Genomic DNA, 20,103 nt, shown 5'->3' with positions numbered 1-20,103 from the left:
TGGGGGGCTTGGCAGGGAGACGTCCCCCGGGAAAGGGGAACGGGTGCAGAGTACGTAAGGTATATGCGGCCGAGAACACAGGGTCGGTGCCCGGGAATTGGGTCCGGACGTCCGGTAACCGCCCCTCCCGCGTGGACAGGTCGCGTTCGGTGAATGCAGACTACTGCCGACGCCCGCCGGATTGTGCTGCGGACCGGACCTGCGTCCGGTACGGAGCCGAGCGGCGCGGAGTTGCCCGCCCCACTCCCCGCCCGGAACACGCACCCCGATTTCGCCGTTGCCCGGGAACCGCACGCATGAGCACGGTGCGACACTTTCCCGCTACCGCGCGTAGCGGTATTCGGTGCGGGCCGGAAAGCCCAGCGAACCCGGAGGTTCTGTCCCTTGAGCGTGGTGCTGTTTCGCCGGCCTGCCCGCAGGCGCGGACCGGAGATGCCCGAAGGGCAATTGACCCTCCAGGAACCGCCGGTGCTGTCCGAGACGGTTCCGGACACCTCGGCGATATGGACTTATTTGCCGATGGCGCTGATGTCGGTGTCGATGATGCTGATGTTCCTGCGCCCCGGCGGCGGCAACGGCGTCTTCATCTACCTGGCGATGGGTGTGATGGCGCTCTCCGCGGGCGCCATGCTGCTGGGCCAGCTGATGCGCCGCTCCAGCGAGCGCAAGCAGCGCCTGCGCGGTGAACGCCGCGACTACCTCCGCTACCTGGCACAGATCCGCAAGCGGGTCCGGGCCACCATCGTGGAGCAGCAGCGGGCGCTCGCCTGGCGCCACCCGGAACCCGCCTCGCTGCGCTCACTGGCCCGCACCTCGCGACTGTGGGAACGCCGCCCCGCCGACGAGGACTTCGGCGAGGTGCGGCTCGCGGTCGGTGAGCAGCAGCTCGCGCTCACCCTGCAGCCCGTCTCCACCCGCCCCGTGGAGGACCTCGAACCGCTCTGCGCACATGCCCTGCGCCGCTTCATCCGCGCCTACTCCACCATCCCGGAGCAGCCCCTGGGCCTCTACCTGCGCTCCTCGGCCCGGATCCTGCTGCGCCCCGAGGAGGACTCCGGGACGTTGGCCGAGCCGGGCACGACGGCCCGAGCGGCCGCCGCCCGGGCCGGCCGCGCACCGGCCGGGGACGGAGGCGACGACGCCGTACGCTCCCTGGTGCGGGCCGCGCTCGGCCAGCTCGCGGTCTTCCACGCCCCCGAGGAACTGTGGCTCGCGGTCTGCGTGAGCGACGAACGCCGGCCCGACTGGGAGTGGGTCAAGTGGCTGCCGCACGCCCTGCACCCGCACGAGGAGGACGGCGCCGGCCAGGTCCGCCGCATCACCGCCGACCTCACCGAGCTGGACGACCTGCTCGGCGCCGAGTTCGCCGAACGGCCCGGCTTCGACCCGGACGCCCGCCCCGGCCGCGACGAGCCCTACACCGTCGTCGTCCTGGACGGCGTCACCGTCCCCGAGGGACACCGCTGGGAGGGGCACGGCTACCGCAACGCGGTCGTCCTCGACGTCTCCGGTGCCCTGCGCTGGCGGCCCGGCCGCAACACGCTGCGCATGACCGTCGGACCCGACCGGGTGAGCCTGGTGCGCACCGACCGCAGCCGCAAGGAGCGCTCCGTGCCGCTCGGCCGCCCCGACCGGCTCGGCCCGCTCGGCGCGGAGTCGCTGGCCCGGCTGCTCACCGCCCGCCGCATCAGCCTCGGCACCGACATCGCGCAGCCCCTGGACACCGACGTCGAACTGACCACCCTGCTCGGCATCACCGACCTGCACCGGCACGACCCGCAGACCCTCTTCGCCCGGCACACCGGCTCCGCCCGGCTCCGGGTGCCCGTCGCGGTCGGCGTCGACGGCCGCCCGGTGGAGCTCGACATCAAGGAGTCCGCGCAGGGCGGCATGGGCCCGCACGGCATGCTCATCGGCGCCACCGGCTCCGGCAAGAGCGAGCTGCTGCGCACCCTCGTCCTCGGCCTGGCCCTGACCAACTCCTCCGAGACGCTCAACTTCGTCCTGGTCGACTTCAAGGGCGGCGCCACCTTCCTCGGCCTGGAGGAACTCCCGCACACCTCCGCCGTCATCACCAACCTCGCCGACGAAGTCGCCCTCGTCGAACGCATGCAGGACGCCCTGCACGGTGAACTCATGCGCCGCCAGGAACTGCTGCGCGCCGCCGGCAACTACACCTCCGCCCTGGAGTACGAACGTGCCCGCGCCGCCGGTGCCGACCTGACCCCGCTGCCCAGCCTGTTCGTCGTCGTCGACGAGTTCAGCGAACTGCTGTCGGCACACCGTGAGTTCATGGACCTGTTCGTCATGATCGGCCGCCTCGGCCGCTCCCTCGGGGTGCACCTGCTGCTCGCCTCGCAGCGCCTGGACGAAGGCCGTATGCACCAGCTGGAGAGCCACCTGTCGTACCGCATCGGCCTGCGGACCTTCTCCGCCATGGAGAGCCGCGGCGTGCTCGGCGTCCCGGACGCCTACCAGCTTCCCGCCCAGCCCGGCAGCGGCTACCTGAAGTCCGGTGTCGAGGCTCTGACGCGGTTCCGCGCGGCCTACTCCTCCGGCACCTACCGCCGTCGCACCGGCGCGGTGGTGCAGGCCCGGGTGGCCAGCCAGGTCGTGCCCTGGACCAGCGGCTGGGTCGTGCCCCGCACCCTGGAGGCGGCGCCCGAACCCGAGCCGGAGACCAAGGAGACCGGCGACGAGGAGACCCTCCTCGACGTGGCCCTGGACCGGCTGCGCGACTCCGGCCCCGCCGCCCACCAGGTGTGGCTGCCGCCGCTGGACGAGCCCTCCCCGCTGGACGCCCTGCTGCCCGGCATCACCCCCCACCCCGAGCGCGGCCTCACCGCCACCGGCTGGCCCGGCACCGGCAAGCTGCGCGTCCCCGTCGGCCTGGTCGACAAGCCCTTCGAGCAGCGCCGCGACCCGCTGATCGTGGACCTGTCCGGGGCCGGCGGCCATGTCGCCATCGCCGGCGGCTCGCAGAGCGGCAAGTCCACCCTCGCCCGCACCCTGATCAGCGCCCTCGCCCTCACCCACACCCCCGCCGAGATCCAGTTCTTCTGCCTCGACTTCGGCGGCGGCGGCCTCTCCCAGCTCGCCGGTCTGCCGCACGTCGGCGGCGTCGCGGCGCGGCTCAACCCGGAGCGGGTGCACCGGGCCGTCGCCGAGGTGATGACGCTGCTCGCCCGCCGCGAGCAGTTCTTCGTCGACCACACCCTGGACTCGATGCAGTCCTACCGGCGCCGCCGGGCCGCCGGGGAGTTCCCCGACGAGCCCTTCGGCGACGTCTTCATGGTGGTCGACGGCTGGTCCACGGTCCGCCAGGACTACGACGACCTGATCCCGAAGTTCAACGAACTCGCCGCCCGCGGCCTCAACTACGGCATCCACCTGCTCATCACCACCACCCGCTGGGTGGAGCTGTCCGCCCAGGTCCGCGACCAGGCCGCCACCCGCCTGGAGCTGCGGATGGGTGACCCGATGGACTCCGAGGTCGACACCCGCAAGGCCCGCTCGGTGCCGCGCAGCGGCGGCCGCGGCATCACCGCCGACACCAAGATGCACTTCCTGGCCGGCCTGCCCCGCCTCGACGGCAGCGGCTCCCTCGACGACCTCGGCGACGGTGTCGCCCACCTCGTCGCCGAGATCTCGCGGCACTGGTCCGGCGCGTCCGCCCCGCAGATCCGGATGCTGCCCCACCGGCTGCCGCTGGCGGAACTGCCCGCGCCCGAGGCCACCGAGGGCGGCGGCATGCGCCTGCCGCTCGGCATCGACCAGGACGCCCTGGAGCCGGTCTGGCACGACTTCAGCCGCACCCCGCACCTGATCGTGGTCGGTGACACCGAGAGCGGCAAGACCAACCTGCTGCGCCGCGTCGCCGAGGGCATCACCACCCGCTACGCCCCCAACGAGGCGAAGATCATCGTGGTGGACTACCGGCGCACCCTGGTGGACACCGTCCCCGAGGAGTACCGCATCGGGCACGTGATCTCCCTGGACAACCTCAAGGAGACCGTCGAGGGCGCCGCCCGCGCCATGAAGACCCGCATCCCCGGCGCTGACATCGCCCCCGCGCGGATGCGCCAGTGCGACTGGTGGACCGGCCCGCGCCTGTTCATCCTCGTCGACGACTACGACATGGTCTCCGGCAACTCCTTCCAGAGCCCCTTCGAGCCGCTCTTCGAACACCTCACCCTGGGCTTCGAGATGGGCCTGCACCTGGTCGTCGCCCGCAGTGCCATGGGAGCCGGCCGCGGTCTGAGCGACGGCCTGCTGCGCCGTCTGGACGAGGCCAACAACCCCGCCGTCCTGCTGTCCTGCCCGCCCACCGAGGGCCGGCTGTTCGGCAACGCCAAGCCGCGCAACCTCCCCCCGGGCCGTGCCCTGCACATCGCCCGCCGCCGCGAGCGGCTGATGCAGACGGCACTGGTGGAGGGGACCGCGGCACAGCAGGCCTGAGACGGCCCGGACAGCGGGAGCACCACGGCCCGGACATCGGGAGAACACACGAAGAGCGGGGGCCACCACAGGTGGCCCCCGCTCGGGGTTCAGCGCCCGACTGGGCGGCTCACCGGCCGCCCGCCCCGCGCGGACCCGCCGCAGCGCGCCAGCCGCGCGCCCGGGCCCTGGGAAGGGCGAACACCGCCCACAGGACGGACAGCACGGCGGCGCCGCCCAGGAGGACGAAGAGCGCGGCGCGGTCGGAGGCGCGATCGGCGGCGGAGGTGTCGCGCAGGGTCACGGGGCCCGTGCCGCGGTCGCCGGGTGCGGACCCGGGGGAGTCGCCGAGGACGGCCGTGACGGCGGCGTAGGGATCCAGTTGGGGGAGGTCGGCGGGGTAGGCGGTGGCGGTCAGACGGCGGGTGACGGCGGCGGGGGAGGCGTCGGGGTGCGTGGCGCGCACGACCGCCGCGGTGCCGGCGGCGTAGGCGGTGGCCACCGAGGCACCGCCGCCGAGGTAGTGGCCGTCGCCGCGCGGACCGCCCGAGACCACGCCGGCACCGGGTGCGGCCAGGTCGATGCCGCCGGTGCGCAGCGCGCCGTCGGGGCGGGCCCCGTCGGGCAGCATGTCGGCGACCGACAGGACCCCGGGTTCACCTGCGGGCCAGTAGGTGCGGGCCGGGATGTCGTCGCCCGCGCCCCGGGACGGCGGGTCCGGCGTGGCGGCCGCGAGCACCACCGCGCCCGCGCGGCGGGCGTCGGCCACCGCGCGGGTCAGCTCGGCGTCGCGGCGGGGCAGGGCGACCGCGACGGCGATCACCCCGGCGTCCGCCCGGGTGGCGTCGCGCACGGCGGCCGCGACCAGGTCCGCGTCCGCCTGACCGCGTTCGTCGGTACCGCGCAGGGCGAGGATCCTCGCACCCGGGGCGACGCCGGCGAGGCCCGGTGTGTCCCCGCCGGTTCCGGCGATCAGCCCGGCCAGGAAGGTGCCGTGCCCCACGCAGTCGGCGCCGGCCGCGCCCTGGGCGGTGACCCGGCCGTCGAGCCCGGCGGCGCCGGCCACCACCCCGGTGTCGATCAGGGCGACCGTCACGCCCGCGCCGGTGCCGTGCTTGTGCAGCCGGTCCAGATCCAGCCGCTGCCGCGACCAGTCCTGCTTCTCGGCCCGCTCGCCGGAGGCGGGGGTGCAGGCCGCCTGACCGGCGTCCGGGTCGAGCCGGGAGGGCATGCCGGGCAGTTGCTGGCCCTTGCCGTCGGCCGCGGGCAGCAGGGACGGCGGCACGGCGTGCGCCGGGCCGGCCAGGGGCAGCAGCAGGGCGGCGGTGAGGCCGGCTCCGGACAGCAGGCGGGCGGTCCCGCGGACGGACGGCTTCATCGGGGTGCCGCCTTCGAAGCCGCGGCCGTGACGTCCTCGGGCAGGAGGATGCGCAGGTCGTCCAGGGTGGGCGCGGCCAGCGAGCTGAGCCGTCCGGCCTGCCGGGTGACCATCGACTCGACCACCTGGCGGGCCAGACGGGCGTTGCCGAAGGAGCGGTCCCGGGGCAGCGCGTCGAAGTACTCCTTGAGCAGCGGCCCGGTGCCCGGACCGCACTCGTAGCCCATGCTCGCGGCCTGGGTGCGCACGATGGTGACCAGTTCCTCGGAGGAGTAGTCGGCGAAGGCGATCCGGCGCGGGAAGCGCGAGGACAGACCGGGGTTGGAGGCGAGGAAGCGTTCCATCTCGTCGGTGTAGCCGGCGACGATGACGACCACCTCGTCGCGGTGGTCCTCCATCAGCTTCAGCAGGGTGTCCACCGCCTCCTGCCCGAAGTCGGCGCCGCCCTCGCGCGGCGTGAGCGTGTAGGCCTCGTCGATGAACAGCACGCCGCCCCGGGCCCGTTCGAAGACCTCGCGGGTCAGCTGCGCGGTGTGGCCGATGTAGCGGCCCACCAGGTCGGCGCGGGCCGCCTCGACCAGCTGGCCCCGTTCGAGGATGCCGAGCTGGGACAGGATCTCCCCGTAGAGCCGGGCGACGGTGGTCTTGCCGGTGCCGGGCGGGCCGGTGAACACCAGATGGTGGCTGAGCGAGGGCACCGGCAGTCCGGCGGCCGCGCGGTGGCGGGCCGTGGTGATGAGGTTGACCAGGTCCGCGACGTCCCGCTTGACCTCGGCCAGGCCCACCATGTCGCCGAGCCGCGTCAGCGGGTCGTCCTCGGCCGTGGTGGTCCCGGTGGTCTGCGCGGCGGCGGTGGCGGAGACGTCCTCCGGCAGCAGCAGCCGCAGGTCGTGCTCGCCGACCTGCGGCAGGGAGGCCAGCCGGACCGCCTGACGGTCCACCATCTCCTCGAACACCCCGCGCGCGGCACGGCCGTTGCCGAAGCCCGCGTCCCGGGGCATCGTCTCGAAGTGCGCGGCCAGCGCCTCCGCCGTGCCCTCACCCAGCTCGTACTGGTGCTGGGCGCACATGTTCTCCATGATCGCGACCAGTTCGGGCACCGAGTAGTTCTCGAACTCCACCGTGCGCGAGAACCGCGAGGCCAGACCCGGGTTGGAGCTCAGGAAGGACTCCATCTCGCGGGAGTAGCCGGCGGCGACCACCACCACGTCGTCGCGGTGGTCCTCCATCAGCTTGAGCAGGGTGTCCACGGCCTCACGGCCGAAGTCGGCGCCGCCGTTGCCGCTGTCGGAGGTCAGCGTGTACGCCTCGTCGATGAACAGCACGCCCCCGAGAGCCCGTTGGAAGGTCTCGGTGGTCTTGATGGCGGTCCCGCCGACGACCTGGGCGACCAGGTCCGCGCGGGAGACCTCCACCAGGTGCCCGCTGCGCAGCGACCCCAGCTCGGCCAGGATCGAACCGTACAGCCGCGCCACGGTGGTCTTGCCGGTGCCGGGCGGCCCGGCGAAGACGAGATGGCGGCTCATCGGCGGGGCCGCCATGCCGAGTTGCTCACGCCGCTGGGCGAGCTGCGTCAGGTTGACCAGGGTGCGCACCTGCTGCTTGACGTTCTCCAGGCCGATCAGCGCGTTGAGGGCGCCCAGCGGGCCGTCGGCACGGTCGGCCGGGGGAGCGTCCGCCGCACCGGAACCGGCCGGGTCGGTGTTCTCCGCGCTGCCGCTGCCCCAGGCGTCCCGCTTGCCGTTGCCGGTGCTGGTCAGGCCCTCCACGGCGAGCCGTTCCCCGGGGGCGGTCTGCACCAGGCCGCCGCCCTCGTTCTCCCGGGCCAGGCAGTTGACCAGCGAGACGGGCGCGGTGGACTCCACCCGGAACCCGTCCTGGGCGCCGCCGGTGACCTCGCACCCGCTGAGCGAGGCCAGCGCGCCCTCGCGCAGCAGGAAACCGTGTCCCTGGGGGGCGTGCACCGCCGTGCGGTTGGCGGTCAGCTCACCGCCGGCGGCGACCACCACCCCTTCCTCGCCACAGATCTCGATGCGGAAGTCGCGGACGGTGACGTTCCCGCCGTCCTCGACGACCAGGCCGCTGGTGGCGGTGTCGGACACCCCGCCACCGGCCAGGTAGAGGGTGCTGCCGGAGGCGACCCGCACGCCGGCGCCCTTCGGCCGGACGACCTCGCAGTCCTCGGCGCGCCCGCGGGCGTCCTTGGTGGCCGCCAGGCCGTCCCCGGAGGGCTCCACGAGCCGGGCCCGGCGCAGCAGCGGGTTGGCGCCGCCGCGCACCAGGACCGCCGGCGCGCCGCCGATCACTTCGAGGCGGTCCAGTTCCGGCGCCGAGTCCTCCTCCAGGAGCAGCCCGGTCTGGTCGCAGTCGCGGACCGTGAAGCCGGTGAGCGCCGGGGAGGAGGCCCCGGCGACTCTCAGGGCCGCGCCCTGCGCGCCGTCCACCCAGCAGTCCTCGAAGGTGCCCCGGGCCCGGTCGGTGACCAGCACGGCGTGGCCGCGGGTGCGGGAGACGCGGCAGCGGCGCAGCACCGGGTCGGTGCCGGCGGCCAGCGTGATCCCGTTCCCGGAGGCCCCCGTGACGCGCACGTCCTCCAGCGTCGTACGGCCCGCGCTGCTCAGGTGCACCCCGGTGCTGGTGTCGTGCACCACGGTGCGGATCACCGACAGGGAGCTGTTCTGCTCCAGGGCGAGGGACGGCTTGTCGGTGGAGGACAGGTCGCAGTCCTCGACGGTGCCGCGGGACTCGCCGTTGGCCAGCAGGCCGTTGCCGCGGGCGTCGCGCACGGTGCAGCCCCGGATGCGTGCCTCGCCCTGTTCGGCGAGGACCACCCCGCTGGTGCCCAGGTGCTCGAAGGTGCAGGACTCCAGGGTGGTGGGCGTGGTCGAGGTGACGACGACTCCCGCCCCCTGCGCGTTGCTCACCCGGCAGTCCCGCAGCGCGAGCGAGCCGGTGCCCCCGGCCAGCATCGCGGTCCAGGCGGCGCCGACGACCTCGCAGCCGTCCAGCGCGGCCTGCCCGCGCCGCACGTCCACGGCCGGCTGCTCGGCGTCGCCGCCGCGCAGGGTCAGTTCGGAGAGCATCACGGCGTCGGCGCGCAGCGCGAGCACGGTGCCCGAGCGCGGCCTGATCTCCACGGTGCCCCGCCCCTCGGCGGCGGTGAGGGTGACCCGGGTGTGGATCACCAGATTCTCCGCGTACGTCCCCGGCCGGACGCTGATGAGCGCGCCGGTGCGGGCAGCCGAGAGTGCCTCACCGATCGTCCGGTAGCGGTCCCGGTCTCCCGGACCGACCGTCAGTACCTGGCGCGACACGCACCAACCTCCTTGCTACGGCGTCGTCTTCAGCATGCGCCCCGCTCGACCGGGGGCGTGTGTCGGCGAGCCTACGGTGCCCTCATGTCTCGCCCCGGGGCGGGCGGGTGCCGGGAGGGGTGCTCCCGGCCCGGAGGCGTCCGGTCAGACGCTCCACTTCTGGTTGTCGGTGCCGGCGCAGGTCCACAGTTGCAGCCCGGCCCCGTTGCCCCGGTTGTTGTCCTTGATGTCGACGCACTTGCCGACCACGGTGTTGACCAGGTCGTGGCTGCCGTTCAGCGTGAACTTCTGGGCGGCGTTGCCGCTGCACCAGGCGATCTGGATCGGAGTGCCGTCGTTGTAGTTCGCGCCCGCCACGTCCAGGCACTTGCCTCCGATGCGCACGGTGCCGTCCGAGGCGAACTGCCACTTCTGCGCGGGGCTGTTGTTGCAGTCCCACACCCACAGCTGCTTGCCGTCGCTGAAGTCGCCGTCCGGGACGTCGACGCAGCGGCCCGACAGATGACTGCGGAAGGACACCGGGGCGCTGAGTGTCACCCCCGAACCGGCGTTGGCGGGCCGGTCGTTGCCGCTGTCCGGCTTGCCGCCACCGCTCGCCGCGTCCTGCCGGTCGGGCGCGGACGACTTCGGCTTGTCCTCGGTGCGGGTGTCCTTCTTCGGCGCGTCCTCGCCCTTGTCCCGGTCCGCGGCCGGCCCGGGAGTGTTCCGTACGGGCTTCTCGGGCTTGCCGGAGGCCTTGTCCGTCCTGGCGGAGGGGCTGCCGTCGGGTGAGGCCACCACGAACTCGCCCGGCGCCTCCTGGCCGTCCTCACCGAGCACGGTTCCGGCGCCGACCGACTTCTTGCGGTCGTCGCCGTCGTCGTTCCCGCCCAGCACCAGGAACGGCACCGACACCAGTAGCGCGCCCGCGACGGCCGCTCCGGCCAGGACGGCCTTGCCGGGCCGCCCGACCGGAGCAGCCTGCTGCCGGGGCCGGTCGATCGCCGTCTCGGTCATGGTCCGGACGAGGGCGGGCAACCTGCTCTTGGCCGCCGCGGCGGCACCGGGGTCGGCCTCGCCCTCGGACCGCGCGGAGGCGGCAGCCCCGGTCGCGGCACCGTCACCGGCCTCGCGGTCGGAACGGGCAGCGGTGGCCGCCCCGGCCCCGGGGTCGCTCGCGGCGGGCTCGGAGGGCTCGGCGGTCTCGGCGGGCGCGGCCTGCGCGGCCTCCTGGGCCGCGGCTGCCGCCTTGCCGGCCTCGGCCGTCGCCTCACCGGAACCGGAACGAGAACCGGAGGTGGCCGCGGTCTCCGTCCGCGCCTCCGGTCCGCTCCTCGTCCCGGTGGGTCCGCCGTCGGACCCGGGGGAGAGGGCGGCGGCGGGCGTCGCCTCGCCCTCGGGGCCGGACTCCGTGCGCGCTCCCGGGGAAGTGGAGGGCTGCTGGGCGGATCGCGTCACGGGGTTCTCCCTGTGGTGTGGGGCCAGGGTTGTTCGAGTAAGCCGCCGCTCCCGGCCGCGGCAGGGTCCGCGGCCTCGGCAGCGGCAGGGTCCGCTGCCCCGGGGCCGAGGAGACCGGCTGCCGGGACGAGCAGTGGAGCCGCCGCTGCTGCGTTGACCATCAGCAGGGTGTCGGAACCGTCCAGCGAACGGACCAACTCCCGCACGGGAATGGTGTCGTGATGGAGTGCCGGGGACATGAACTCATGGGCCGGTGAGGTGAACAACAGCACCACGGGCGCCCCGTCGCGCCCGGGGGCGGTGAGTGGACCACCGTCCGGCCCGCGCACCACGGTGACCTCGGCCTCGGCGAGCGCCGCCAGTGCCTCGTCCGTCGAGCCGTAACCGGTGGCGGCGCGCTGGGCCGCGGCGTCCACGGGATCGGTGGGCTCGGGCCAGCCGAGCATCCGGGCCGAAGGTCGGTAGACCGGGTTGGCACGGAACTCCGTGACCTCACCGCTGTCGTCGGACTGCCATTCACCCAGCACGGCCCACTCGGGCGGTGTCCGTTCGCCCTCCCACTCGGGGTCCACCACGCCGATCCAGTGACCCGGCGCCTGCCGGGCGGCCGCCCGTACGGCGTCGGGTATCTCGGGGACGTCGGCGGCCTCGGCCGTACCGGGGGCGGAGGGCTCGGGAGCGGAGGCCGGGCCGGAGGACTCGGGGGGCACGGGCAGGGCGTCCTGCCCGGCCTCTTGCCGTTCTCGGGGCCGCATCTCCACCTGAACTCTTCGGTGCCTTCGCCTGCTTGGGGGGTGCCGAACGGCATGTCCACACGCCGACACTGATCAGTCGGGGGCCAACAGGATGCCACACGAACCCGGTCCGTGGGCGCCCGGGCCGGCTCCGTTCGGCCCGCTGGCGTGCCCGTTTGCCGCCCGGGTGGAGAACGTTCCGGGAGCAGCGAGGCGTCGGCGGACAAAGCGACGGCGGAGGTGGGGACGGCGGCGAGACCGTCGTCCTCGAGACGGGCTAAGTTGGCCCAGTCGTCGAACTCGTGGACGTACAGTGCCTCCGGCCGGACGTCCGGGCCCGGGTCGTACGGCGGACCGGGCGAGACGGGAAGGCGACCGATCGGCTGCCGGGCACCGCTCGGGCCCGGTCCTGCGGACCATGACGACCCGGACGGGCCGCAGGCTCACCTTGGCGCACCACCCGCCGAACGCCCGCCGGACGCCGTGGCGTTCGTCCGGCCGGGCCGCCGCGCGGGTCCCCTGCACACCACCGAGAGCTCCGCCACCGAGGAGGAGTAACCGCATGTCCCCCCAGCACCACACCCCTGGCGCGAAAGCGGAGAGGGCCGCCGACCCCGGTGCGGAGGAGGCCGGGGCCTCACCCGACCCCTCCGCACCCACCGCGCGGGAACCCGGCCCGGCCACCGCTCCCGAGCCGGGTGCCGTACCGGCGGGGAAGCCCACGACCCCCGCGGCCACGTCGCCGGAGACCTCCGCCGAGCCGGACGAGACCGAAGAGCCGGAGCCGTTCGCTGCCCCCAAGTCACCGGCCACGCCGGAGACAGCGACCGATCCCGAGGCAGCCACGGATCCCGAGGCAGCGACGGATCCCGAGGCAGCCACGGCACCCGGGACGTCCACGGCTCCAGGGACATCCGCGTCGCCTGAGGCATCCGCGGGCCCGGAGGCGGCCGCGGCGCCCCAGTCGGCCGCCGCGCGCCCGGCCGTGGCGGCTGCCGTCGCCGCGACCCCTCCGAATGTCAGGTCCGACACCGGCGTCGGCACCGGTCTGCCCCGCAAGCCGGTCCTGGCGGGAGCCGCACTCGTCGGCGCCGTTCTCGTCGCCGTACCGCTGCTGCTGGCAGGCGGTGGCCGTGACGACGACCGCAACCCCTCGGACACGGTGGCCGCGAAGGACTCCGACACCGTCCTGACCCACGAATCGGCCCCCGCCGCGCTGGACGACTACGTGGCCGAGAAGCCCAGCGCGTCCCCGAGCAGGAAGAAGCCGCCGAAGAGCGAGGCGCCGGTGGTCGCCGCGCCCCAGCCGGTGCAGGCCGCGCCGAAGCCGAGCAGCTCACCCAGCAAGACGGCCAAGCCGAAGCCGAAGCCGAAACCCAAGCCTAAGCCGAAGGCGACCCCGAAGCCGAACTGGAGCACCGAGACCGTCTCGGCGACCAGCGTCCTCGAGGTCAACCAGGCGTGGACCACCAACCGCATCCGCATGGTCATGCAGACCGACGGCAACCTCGTCGTCTACAACGAGAAGGGCAAGCCCATCTGGGCGTCCATGACCTTCGGTGAGAACCACCGGGCGATCTTCCAGGGCGACGGGAACCTCGTCATCCACAACGGCGCCGACCGGCCCATCTGGGCGTCCAAGAGCCACGGTCACGCCGGTGCGCAACTGGTCCTGCGGGCGGACGCCAAGGTGGTCATCGTGTACAACGGCGCGGTCATCTGGTCGACCTGACACCAGGCTGCTGCCCGGCCGGCCTCCCGTGGCCGGCCGCTGCCGCCGTGCCCCGGGCCGGTCTCCCGTGCCCCGGGCCGATGTCGCCGAGCCCCGGACCGGCCTCGTGCGACGGGCCCGCCGGCTCGTCGCGCGCTCCGGCAACCCCCGCGCACCCGCCTTGCCGCCTCGCCGGGGCGCCGGGGAACCGGGGCGCCGAGGGCGACTTCAGGCGATGGACGCGGAAATGACGGCGGAGACCGCGAGGTTGCAGGACGCAGTCACCCAGACCGCGGGATGAGGCTCCGCCTCGACCAGCGTCGCTCCCAGCCGTCCCGGCGTGATCAGGTCCACCACCAGGAACGCCACGGCCATCATCACCAGCCCGAGCAGCCCGAACGCCGCGGTCGAGACCAGTCCCTTGCCGAAGTCCTCGTACGTCGTCCAGATGGACGTGAAGACGACGGCTCCGATGCCGAGCAGCGCGGAGCTGAGCACGACCGCCGCGTTGCGGTTGCGCTCCTCCCAGATCTGCCGGCCGAGCTTTCCTGGCGTCAGCACGTCGACCAGGACGATGCCGAGGACCAGGAGGATCAGTCCCAGGCCGCCGTAGGCGGTCGCCCGCCCGAGTCCGTTGACGATGTCGCTCATGGGGTTGCCGGCTCCGATGTGTGAGGGATCGTGAATGATCGCGGTCAAGGAGAGGCAAAAGGTAGCGCACGCGTTCGGGCCGCTGACCGGCGCCCGGGCCTTCGCGAGCCCGCCGCCGGACCTCGGTCCACCCAGTCCCGATCTTCTTCGAGTGTCCTGGTCGGATAATCGGCGGCCGACGGGGTAGAACGGTGGGCGGGTGCTTCCGGCTTCGGGAGCCCCTCCCACAGAGCAGCCGGGACCTCTCGGCAATATCGAAGGACAAGCAGCATGGCCAGCGGCACCGTTAAGTGGTTCAACGCCGAAAAGGGTTTCGGGTTCATCGCGCAGGACGGCGGTGGCCCCGACGTCTTCGCCCACTACTCCAACATCGCCGGCAACGGCTACCGGGAACTGGTCGAGGGCGAAGCGGTCACCTTCGACGTGACCCAGGGCCAGAAGGGCCCCCAGGCCGAGAACATCGTGCGCGGCTGACCGAGGCCATGCGCACCGCCCGGCGCCTGGCCGTAGTGCGGGCAGCCGGACGGTAACGGCAACGAGAACGAGGGGCCCGGCCCGCCGGGCCCCTCTTCACGTCACCCCCGGCTGTAGTAGGCGATCTTGTCGTCGAGGACCGTCATGGCCCGGCGCAGCGCCGCCACCCGCTGTTCCAGTTCCCCGCGTCGCTCGCGCAGGAAGGCGACCCGGTCCTGCGGGGAGTGCTCCGCACGCAGGATGGCGACGAAACCCCGCAGATCCGCGATGCCCAGCCCGGCGTCCCGGAAGCACGTGACCAGGCCGATCCAGAAGATGTCGTCCTCGGTGTACGCCCGGCGCCCGCCGGCCGTGCGCCGGATCGGGCCGATCAGCCCTTCGCGTTCGTAGTAGCGCAGCGTGTCGATGGAGACGCCCGTGCGGTCGGCGGCCGCCGCGGGGGTGATGCCGGTCATGCCTACTCCTTCGTTACCGCCGATGGCCGACGCCGACGGCGCATCGTCCCCTGCCGCACTGCGACCCCTACCGCGCATCGGCCCCTACCGCACTGCGACCTCCGCAGCGCTGCTCCGCCCCTACCGGGCTGCGGTGAAGCGCGCGAGATGCTCGTCGGCGAGCCGCACACCGCGCGCGGCGAGTGCCTCCTCGACCTGCTCCACCCGGCTCGCACCGACGATGGGGTCGATGCCCTGCCGCATCAGCCATGCGAGGACGACCTGGTTCGGTGTGGCCGAGAGCTCGCCGGCGACCTCCTTCAGGACCGCGAGCACCCGGGTGGTCCCGGGGTGATCATAGGTTTCCGGCAGCGGCTTGTCCGCACGTACATACGAACCCCACAGCAGCGAGCTGTACGTCCACACCGAGAGCCCTTCCGACCGCGCGAGGTCCAGGTCCTCGGCCGCGAGCATCCGGTGACCGGACTCCGCCAGCGGGGTGAGCGGACGCGGCAGGAGCAGCGAGTGCCGCAACTGCAGGGCGGTCCACGGCTCCACGCCCTGCTCCCGCGCGAGCGACCGGGCACGCTCGACGCGCCAGGAGGCATGGTTGGCCGCTCCGGTCCGCAGGGCCACTCCCTTGGCGACCAGCTCACCGAAGGCGCCGACGGTCTCCTCCAACGGCACGGAGCGGTCCTCGGCGTGGGCCCAGAGCAGGTCCACGTGATCGACGCCGAGCCGCTCCAGACTCTCCTCCACGCCGGCCCGGACGGCGGGGGCGGACAACCCCTCGGCGCTGTCCGGCCAGGCGTGCGGCACCAGCGGGTTGTGCCGGACCTTGGTGGCGATCCGCACCGCCTCGCGCGCGCCCGGGCGGGCCCGCAGCCAGGCGCCGATGACGCGCTCGCTGGCGCCGCCGACACCGCCGGGGTCGGTCCAGAAGGAGTAGCAGTTGGCGGTGTCGAGCCAGACACCGCCACCGGCGACGAAGGAGTCGAGGATCGCGAAGGCACGGTCGGTCTCGACGCGCGTGCCGAAGTCCATCGTGCCGAGCACGACGTGGGAGTCGGTGGTGTTCATGCCCTCCATGCTCGGATCTGGAGCGCGCTCCAGATCAAGCGCCGCGGAGCACTTCTTCCCGGGACACGGTGCACGGAGCCGGGCCGCTCGGCACCGCCGGGCCGCCCGGCGTTGTGCAAGCGGCGGATGTCTGGGTACTTGCGTTCGGCGGACCCGTCGACGGCGGGCGCCCGAGCGGTGCGAGTGTGCGGAGTGGGGAGATCGTGGTGGGACTGCACGAGGTGCGAGGCGCTGCCTTGCGGGGATGCGCCCGGATTCTGGCGGGCCGCTACCGCGTGGACGCCCTGATCGGTTCGGGTGGCGCGGCCGACGTGTACCGCGGACTCGACCTGCGGATGCGGCGTCCGGTGGCGGTGAAGGTCTTCCGCTCCGGTACCGGCTTCGACACCGAGGAGGCCTTCCGCAGCGAGGCGGTCATCCTGGCCCGGCTGCAGCATCCCGGCCTGGTGACCGCCTTCGACGCCGGGCACCACGACGGCGACGCCTTCCTGGTGATGCAGCTGATCGACGGGCCCACCCTCAAGTCCCGCATCGCCGAGGGCCCCCTGACGTGCGAGGCCGCGGCCGCACTCGGCGCGGCCCTGGCCGATGCCCTGGCGCACGCCCACGAGGCGGGGATCGTCCACCGGGACGTCAAACCGTCCAACATCATCCTGGACTCCGCCGGCCGGCCCCACCTGACCGACTTCGGTATCTCCCGGCTGCTGGACGCCACCACCCGCTCCGCCACCGGCAGTCTCACCGGCACGGCGGCCTATCTCTCCCCGGAACAGGTGCTGGGCCGGCCCGTCGGCCTGCCCGCCGACGTCTACGCGCTCGGCCTGGTCCTCCTCGAGAGCCTCACGGGCCGACTCGAGTACGACGGCGGCCCCCTGGAGTCCGCCATCGCACGCCTGCACCGCCCGCCCGCCCTGCCGGACTTCCTGCCCGACGGCCTCGCCGCCCTTCTGCGGGACATGACCAGCCTGGAAGAGCAGGACCGCCCCACGGCATCCGACTGCGCCGAGACCCTGACCCGCCTCGCCGGACCGCGCACGGCGCTGCCCACCGCCTCCGCCACGCGTGTCGCTCTCAGCGCGGTACCTCACACCCCCGCGCAGCACGCCGACACCACACACCGGCGCTCCTCGCCCCCGAAGGCACCGTGGCCGACGGGCCCCTCGACCGGCCTGCCCGACAGGACGCACCGGCCGGCCTCTCCCCGCGGCCGTATGCGAACCCGGGGAGCCGCAGCCGCGCTGGCCGCCTTCGCCGCCGCAGGGATCCTGCTCACCGAGAGCTTCGCGGACCGCGACGCGTCCGGGGAATCGACCCCGGAAGCGGCCCCCTCCGTGCCCGACCGGCCCGGCCCGTCCACACCCTCGGACGTGCCCACCCGCGCCGAAGGCGCGCCCTCGGCCTCGGCGACCTCGCCCTCGCGCGGCCCTTCCTCCGTCGCCACCCACCGTCCGAGCGACTCCGTCCCCGCCCACGATGTCCGCCGGCCCGCGGACACGTCAGGGCACGCCGCTCAATCCGCTCAGCGCGGTACCTCGGAGCGCGCGGCGGCCGACGCGGCGGGGAAAGGCGCTGCGAAGGCCCCCGGCCGACCGCCCGGTCAAGCGCGCAAGGACCAGGCGACGGGCAAGAAGGCGGCACGGGCCAGGTAAGGAGCGGCACGGGCCAGGTAAGCAACGCCAAGCGCCGAAAGGACGGGCGGAGCCGCCGCCCGCCGCCACGTCCCGCGGGCTCAATCGGTGTTGACCTGTCCGGAGGCCGGGGAGTCGCCGCACGCGGAGGCGGTGACGGCGGGCGTGCGGATCAGGTCGAGCAGGCCTTGCAGGTCGGACAGCCGGTCGGGGCCGAGCGCGCCGAAGGCATGCTGCAGGGCTTGGCGGCCCGCCTGTTCGGCGGCCGCGAGCGCCGCCTGCCCCTTCTCCGTCAGGGTGACGGCCTTGCGGCGCCGGTCGGCAGGGTCGATCGCCCGGGTGAGCAGGCCGAGGCGTTCGAGAGCTTCGACGCTCTGAGTGACCGAGCGAGGCGCCTGACCGAGCGCCTCCGCCAGTTCCGCCTGGTGCATGGCGCCGTCGCGTGCCAGCAAACGGAGCAGCTTGGTGCGGGACAGGGACAGCCCGGCGGCGGTCATGTGCTGGTCCACCGCGCTTCTCGTCCGATAGGCGACGCTCAGGAAGCGGAGTCCCACCTCGGCCGGGTCGGTGCTGCTCGATGCCGTGTCGCTCTCGTTCATGACGTCGAGTATCGTCGCACACAAAGACCATGAGGTACCTCACGAATGGAGTGGCGATGAACCGGCCTACTGCGGTGGTCACTGGTGCGACATCAGGGCTGGGCAGGATCACCGCCCTGGAACTGGCACGCCGCGGCTACCGGCTGGGTGTCGTGGCACGCTCCGAGGCGAGGGCGGCGGCGCTGCTGCGGGACCTGAAGGAGGTGGCGGGGGACGCTCAAGTCGACGTCTTCCTGGCCGACCTCGCCCTGATGGCACAGGCCCGCCGGGTGGGCAGGGAGATCACCGCGAAGCTCGGGCGGCTGGACGTGCTGGTCAACAACGCGGGGCTGCACGCCTTCTCCCAGCGCGTCACGCCCGAGGGGCTGGCCGAGATGACCGCGGTGAACCACCTCGGCCCGTTCGCCCTGACCCAGGAGCTGACGGGCGCGCTCCTGGCGACGGGCAGCGCGCGGATCGTGAACGTCGCCTCCGAGGCGTCCCGGCAGGCCGGCAGCATCACCCCGGCGACGGACCTGCGGGACACCGCCCCCTACACGCGCCGCGAGTCCATGGCCCTGTACGGACGGACCAAGCTGATGACCATCATGTGGACCCGGGAACTCGCGCGGCGCCTGGATCCCGCACGCGTCACGGTCAACTGCTGCGATCCCGGGTTCAACGCCACCGGACTGGGGCGGGACCTGCCCGGCTCCGCCGTACTGCGGCGCGTGCTGGAGCTGCTCGGGATCGGTGATCCACGCCGGGGCGCCGGAATCATCGTGCGCCTGGCGACCGACCCGGCGTTCGCCTCCATCACCGGGGGCTACTTCTCGGTGCGTGACGCCGAGCCACTGCCCTGCCCCGAGACGTGCCGCGACGAGTGGATCCAGCGAGAGCTGTGGACACAGTCCGAGTCCCTGCTCGCGGAGTTGACGCAACGGCCCTGACGCCGAGGCCGCCGGGCGCGGACGACCCCGACCACAAGGGCCGGGCCTCCCTCCGGAACTGCCGGCTTGGTCGGGGCGGACGGGCGGGGCGATGAAGACGGCGGTGGCGGGCGAGTCAGGACCCCTTGGAGACTCCGCGGGGCAGCTCGACCGGACGCGCGGGCGTCGCGCCGACGCCCTTCGCCGCACCCACCCCACCCCCCTCAGGACGACTCACGCACCACCAGCTCCGTCGGCAGCGTCACCTGCTGCCGCGGCGCGCCGTTCTGCGTGATGTCCGTGAGGATGCGCGCCATGGTCCGCCCCAGTTCCTCCACCGGCTGACGCACCGTCGTCAGGGGCGGGTTGGTGTGGCGGGCGAGGATGGAGTCCTCGAAACCGACCACGGCGACATCACCGGGCACCTGGCGCCGCCACCGGCGCAATTCGGCCAGGGCGCCCACCGCCATGAGGTCGGAGGCGGCGAAGACCGCGTCCAGGTCCGGGGCGCGTTCAAGAAGCAAACGCATGGCGCGGGCGCCGCCCTCCTCGGTGAAGTCGCCCGTCTCGACCATGAGTTCAGGTGCCGGGACGCCCGCTTCCGCGTGCGCTGCGCGCCACCCGGCGAGCCGGCTGCGGCCGACGTCCATGTCCAGCGGGCCGGTGATCGTGGCCACCCGCCGCCGTCCGCGCTCCAGCAGATGTCGGACCGCGGCGGCCGCTCCGCCGGCGTTGTCGGAGTTGACGTAGCTCAGCCGCTCGCCCGCGTCGCGGCGGCCGGCCAGCACGGTGGGCAGCCCCATCTCCTCCAGCATGCCCGGCAGGCGGTCCTCGGCGTGCACGGAGACCAGCAGCACACCGTCCACGCGGCGGGTCGCCACCGACTCGGTCAGCTGGTCCCGTTCGGCCTGGTCACGGACGAGCATCAGCTGCAGCTGCGTGCGGCTCCCCGTGAACGCGCCGCTGACACCGCGGATGAGCGCGGCGAAGAACGGCTCCGAACCGAGCCGGCTCTCCGACTCGGGGATCACCAGGGCGACGGCGTCGGTGCGGTTGGTCACCAGGCCGCGCGCGACCGAGTTGGGGACGTAGTTGAGTTCCTTGATCGCCGCGAGGACCCGGGCACGCGCGTCGGCACTGACCAGTTCCGAACCGTTGACGACGCGGGAGACCGTGGTGCGGCCGACGCCGGCGCGGGCGGCGACCGTTTTGATCGTGGGACGGCGGTTGCCGCTCATGTGCTCCCCCCTCGGCGCCGCGGAGGCTGTCCCTGCCGCGGAGGTGACCTGCGGCAATTCTTGCAGATCCGGCCGTCGGC

At 73.6% G+C, this 20,103-nt stretch carries 14 protein-coding genes; 5 read left to right on the top strand and 9 right to left on the bottom strand.

The annotated features are described in order from the left end of the window. Positions 1–432: 432 nt before the first annotated feature. A complete protein-coding gene (eccCa, locus tag ACPXCS_RS20635) occupies positions 433–4,458 on the top strand; it encodes a type VII secretion protein EccCa (protein WP_425948111.1) in 4,026 nt (1,341 codons plus the stop codon). Between the two features lie 109 nt (positions 4,459–4,567). On the opposite strand, the gene ACPXCS_RS20630 is transcribed toward eccCa, so the two are convergent. From ACPXCS_RS20630 to ACPXCS_RS20615, 4 genes are all read right to left on the bottom strand, one after another. After that, entirely contained in the window at positions 4,568–5,815 is a 1,248-nt protein-coding gene (locus ACPXCS_RS20630) for a S8 family serine peptidase (protein ID WP_425948113.1), read from the bottom strand. Continuing rightward, positions 5,812–9,129: a right-handed parallel beta-helix repeat-containing protein gene (locus ACPXCS_RS20625; RefSeq protein ID WP_425948115.1), complete on the bottom strand. Its 3,318-nt coding sequence runs from the start codon at positions 9,127–9,129 to the stop codon at positions 5,812–5,814. Before ACPXCS_RS20625 ends, ACPXCS_RS20630 begins: the two co-directional genes overlap by 4 nt. A gap of 144 nt (positions 9,130–9,273) precedes the next feature. Continuing rightward, positions 9,274–10,566, bottom strand: coding sequence for an RICIN domain-containing protein (locus ACPXCS_RS20620; RefSeq protein ID WP_425948117.1), 1,293 nt, complete (start codon positions 10,564–10,566; stop codon positions 9,274–9,276). Continuing rightward, entirely contained in the window at positions 10,563–11,321 is a 759-nt protein-coding gene (locus ACPXCS_RS20615) for a type VII secretion system-associated protein (protein WP_425948244.1), read from the bottom strand. The genes ACPXCS_RS20620 and ACPXCS_RS20615 overlap by 4 nt, the downstream gene beginning before the upstream one ends. Before the next feature lie 541 nt (positions 11,322–11,862). On the opposite strand from ACPXCS_RS20615, the gene ACPXCS_RS20610 reads away from it, so the two are divergent. Next, a complete protein-coding gene (locus ACPXCS_RS20610) occupies positions 11,863–13,032 on the top strand; it encodes a mannose-binding protein (protein ID WP_425948118.1) in 1,170 nt (389 codons plus the stop codon). 207 nt (positions 13,033–13,239) lie between these two features. On the opposite strand, the gene ACPXCS_RS20605 is transcribed toward ACPXCS_RS20610, so the two are convergent. Then, complete coding sequence (locus ACPXCS_RS20605; protein WP_425948120.1) at positions 13,240–13,662, bottom strand: DUF350 domain-containing protein; 423 nt, start codon at positions 13,660–13,662, stop codon at positions 13,240–13,242. Between the two features lie 270 nt (positions 13,663–13,932). On the opposite strand from ACPXCS_RS20605, the gene ACPXCS_RS20600 reads away from it, so the two are divergent. Then, positions 13,933–14,136, top strand: coding sequence for a cold-shock protein (locus ACPXCS_RS20600; protein ID WP_351352239.1), 204 nt, complete (start codon positions 13,933–13,935; stop codon positions 14,134–14,136). 101 nt (positions 14,137–14,237) lie between these two features. Here ACPXCS_RS20600 and ACPXCS_RS20595 read toward each other — a convergent pair whose 3' ends face one another. Both ACPXCS_RS20595 and ACPXCS_RS20590 read right to left on the bottom strand, forming a co-directional pair. Then, entirely contained in the window at positions 14,238–14,591 is a 354-nt protein-coding gene (locus ACPXCS_RS20595; protein ID WP_425948121.1) for a MerR family transcriptional regulator, read from the bottom strand. Between the two features lie 120 nt (positions 14,592–14,711). Next, entirely contained in the window at positions 14,712–15,650 is a 939-nt protein-coding gene (locus tag ACPXCS_RS20590; protein ID WP_425948122.1) for an aldo/keto reductase, read from the bottom strand. A gap of 206 nt (positions 15,651–15,856) precedes the next feature. Here ACPXCS_RS20590 and ACPXCS_RS20585 point away from each other — a divergent pair, with 206 nt between their 5' ends. Next, a complete protein-coding gene (locus ACPXCS_RS20585; RefSeq protein ID WP_425948124.1) occupies positions 15,857–17,299 on the top strand; it encodes a protein kinase domain-containing protein in 1,443 nt (480 codons plus the stop codon). 80 nt (positions 17,300–17,379) lie between these two features. Here the strand turns inward: ACPXCS_RS20585 and ACPXCS_RS20580 are convergent, their stop codons facing one another. Next, positions 17,380–17,877: a MarR family winged helix-turn-helix transcriptional regulator gene (locus ACPXCS_RS20580; RefSeq protein WP_425948126.1), complete on the bottom strand. Its 498-nt coding sequence runs from the start codon at positions 17,875–17,877 to the stop codon at positions 17,380–17,382. A 56-nt stretch (positions 17,878–17,933) separates the two neighbouring features. Here ACPXCS_RS20580 and ACPXCS_RS20575 point away from each other — a divergent pair, with 56 nt between their 5' ends. Next, a complete protein-coding gene (locus tag ACPXCS_RS20575; RefSeq protein ID WP_425948127.1) occupies positions 17,934–18,806 on the top strand; it encodes an SDR family NAD(P)-dependent oxidoreductase in 873 nt (290 codons plus the stop codon). Between the two features lie 203 nt (positions 18,807–19,009). Here ACPXCS_RS20575 and ACPXCS_RS20570 read toward each other — a convergent pair whose 3' ends face one another. Then, positions 19,010–20,023 (bottom strand): LacI family DNA-binding transcriptional regulator, encoded by a 1,014-nt coding sequence (locus tag ACPXCS_RS20570; protein ID WP_425948128.1) that lies wholly within the window; start codon positions 20,021–20,023, stop codon positions 19,010–19,012. Positions 20,024–20,103: the final 80 nt, after the last annotated feature.

Source organism: Streptomyces sp. DT190 (genome assembly GCF_049846985.1).
GTDB lineage: Bacteria > Actinomycetota > Actinomycetes > Streptomycetales > Streptomycetaceae > Streptomyces.
This window is presented reverse-complemented; position numbering and strand designations above follow the sequence as displayed.

Coding starts and splice junctions, on each gene's coding strand:
- eccCa (WP_425948111.1), top strand. CDS start 433: ATGCCCGAAGGGCAATTGACCCTCCAGGAACCGCCGGTGCTGTCCGAG.
- ACPXCS_RS20630 (WP_425948113.1), bottom strand. CDS start 5,815: ATGAAGCCGTCCGTCCGCGGGACCGCCCGCCTGCTGTCCGGAGCCGGC.
- ACPXCS_RS20615 (WP_425948244.1), bottom strand. CDS start 11,321: ATGCGGCCCCGAGAACGGCAAGAGGCCGGGCAGGACGCCCTGCCCGTG.
- ACPXCS_RS20610 (WP_425948118.1), top strand. CDS start 11,863: ATGTCCCCCCAGCACCACACCCCTGGCGCGAAAGCGGAGAGGGCCGCC.
- ACPXCS_RS20605 (WP_425948120.1), bottom strand. CDS start 13,662: ATGAGCGACATCGTCAACGGACTCGGGCGGGCGACCGCCTACGGCGGC.
- ACPXCS_RS20600 (WP_351352239.1), top strand. CDS start 13,933: ATGGCCAGCGGCACCGTTAAGTGGTTCAACGCCGAAAAGGGTTTCGGG.
- ACPXCS_RS20595 (WP_425948121.1), bottom strand. CDS start 14,591: ATGACCGGCATCACCCCCGCGGCGGCCGCCGACCGCACGGGCGTCTCC.
- ACPXCS_RS20590 (WP_425948122.1), bottom strand. CDS start 15,650: ATGAACACCACCGACTCCCACGTCGTGCTCGGCACGATGGACTTCGGC.
- ACPXCS_RS20580 (WP_425948126.1), bottom strand. CDS start 17,877: ATGAACGAGAGCGACACGGCATCGAGCAGCACCGACCCGGCCGAGGTG.
- ACPXCS_RS20575 (WP_425948127.1), top strand. CDS start 17,934: ATGAACCGGCCTACTGCGGTGGTCACTGGTGCGACATCAGGGCTGGGC.
- ACPXCS_RS20570 (WP_425948128.1), bottom strand. CDS start 20,023: ATGAGCGGCAACCGCCGTCCCACGATCAAAACGGTCGCCGCCCGCGCC.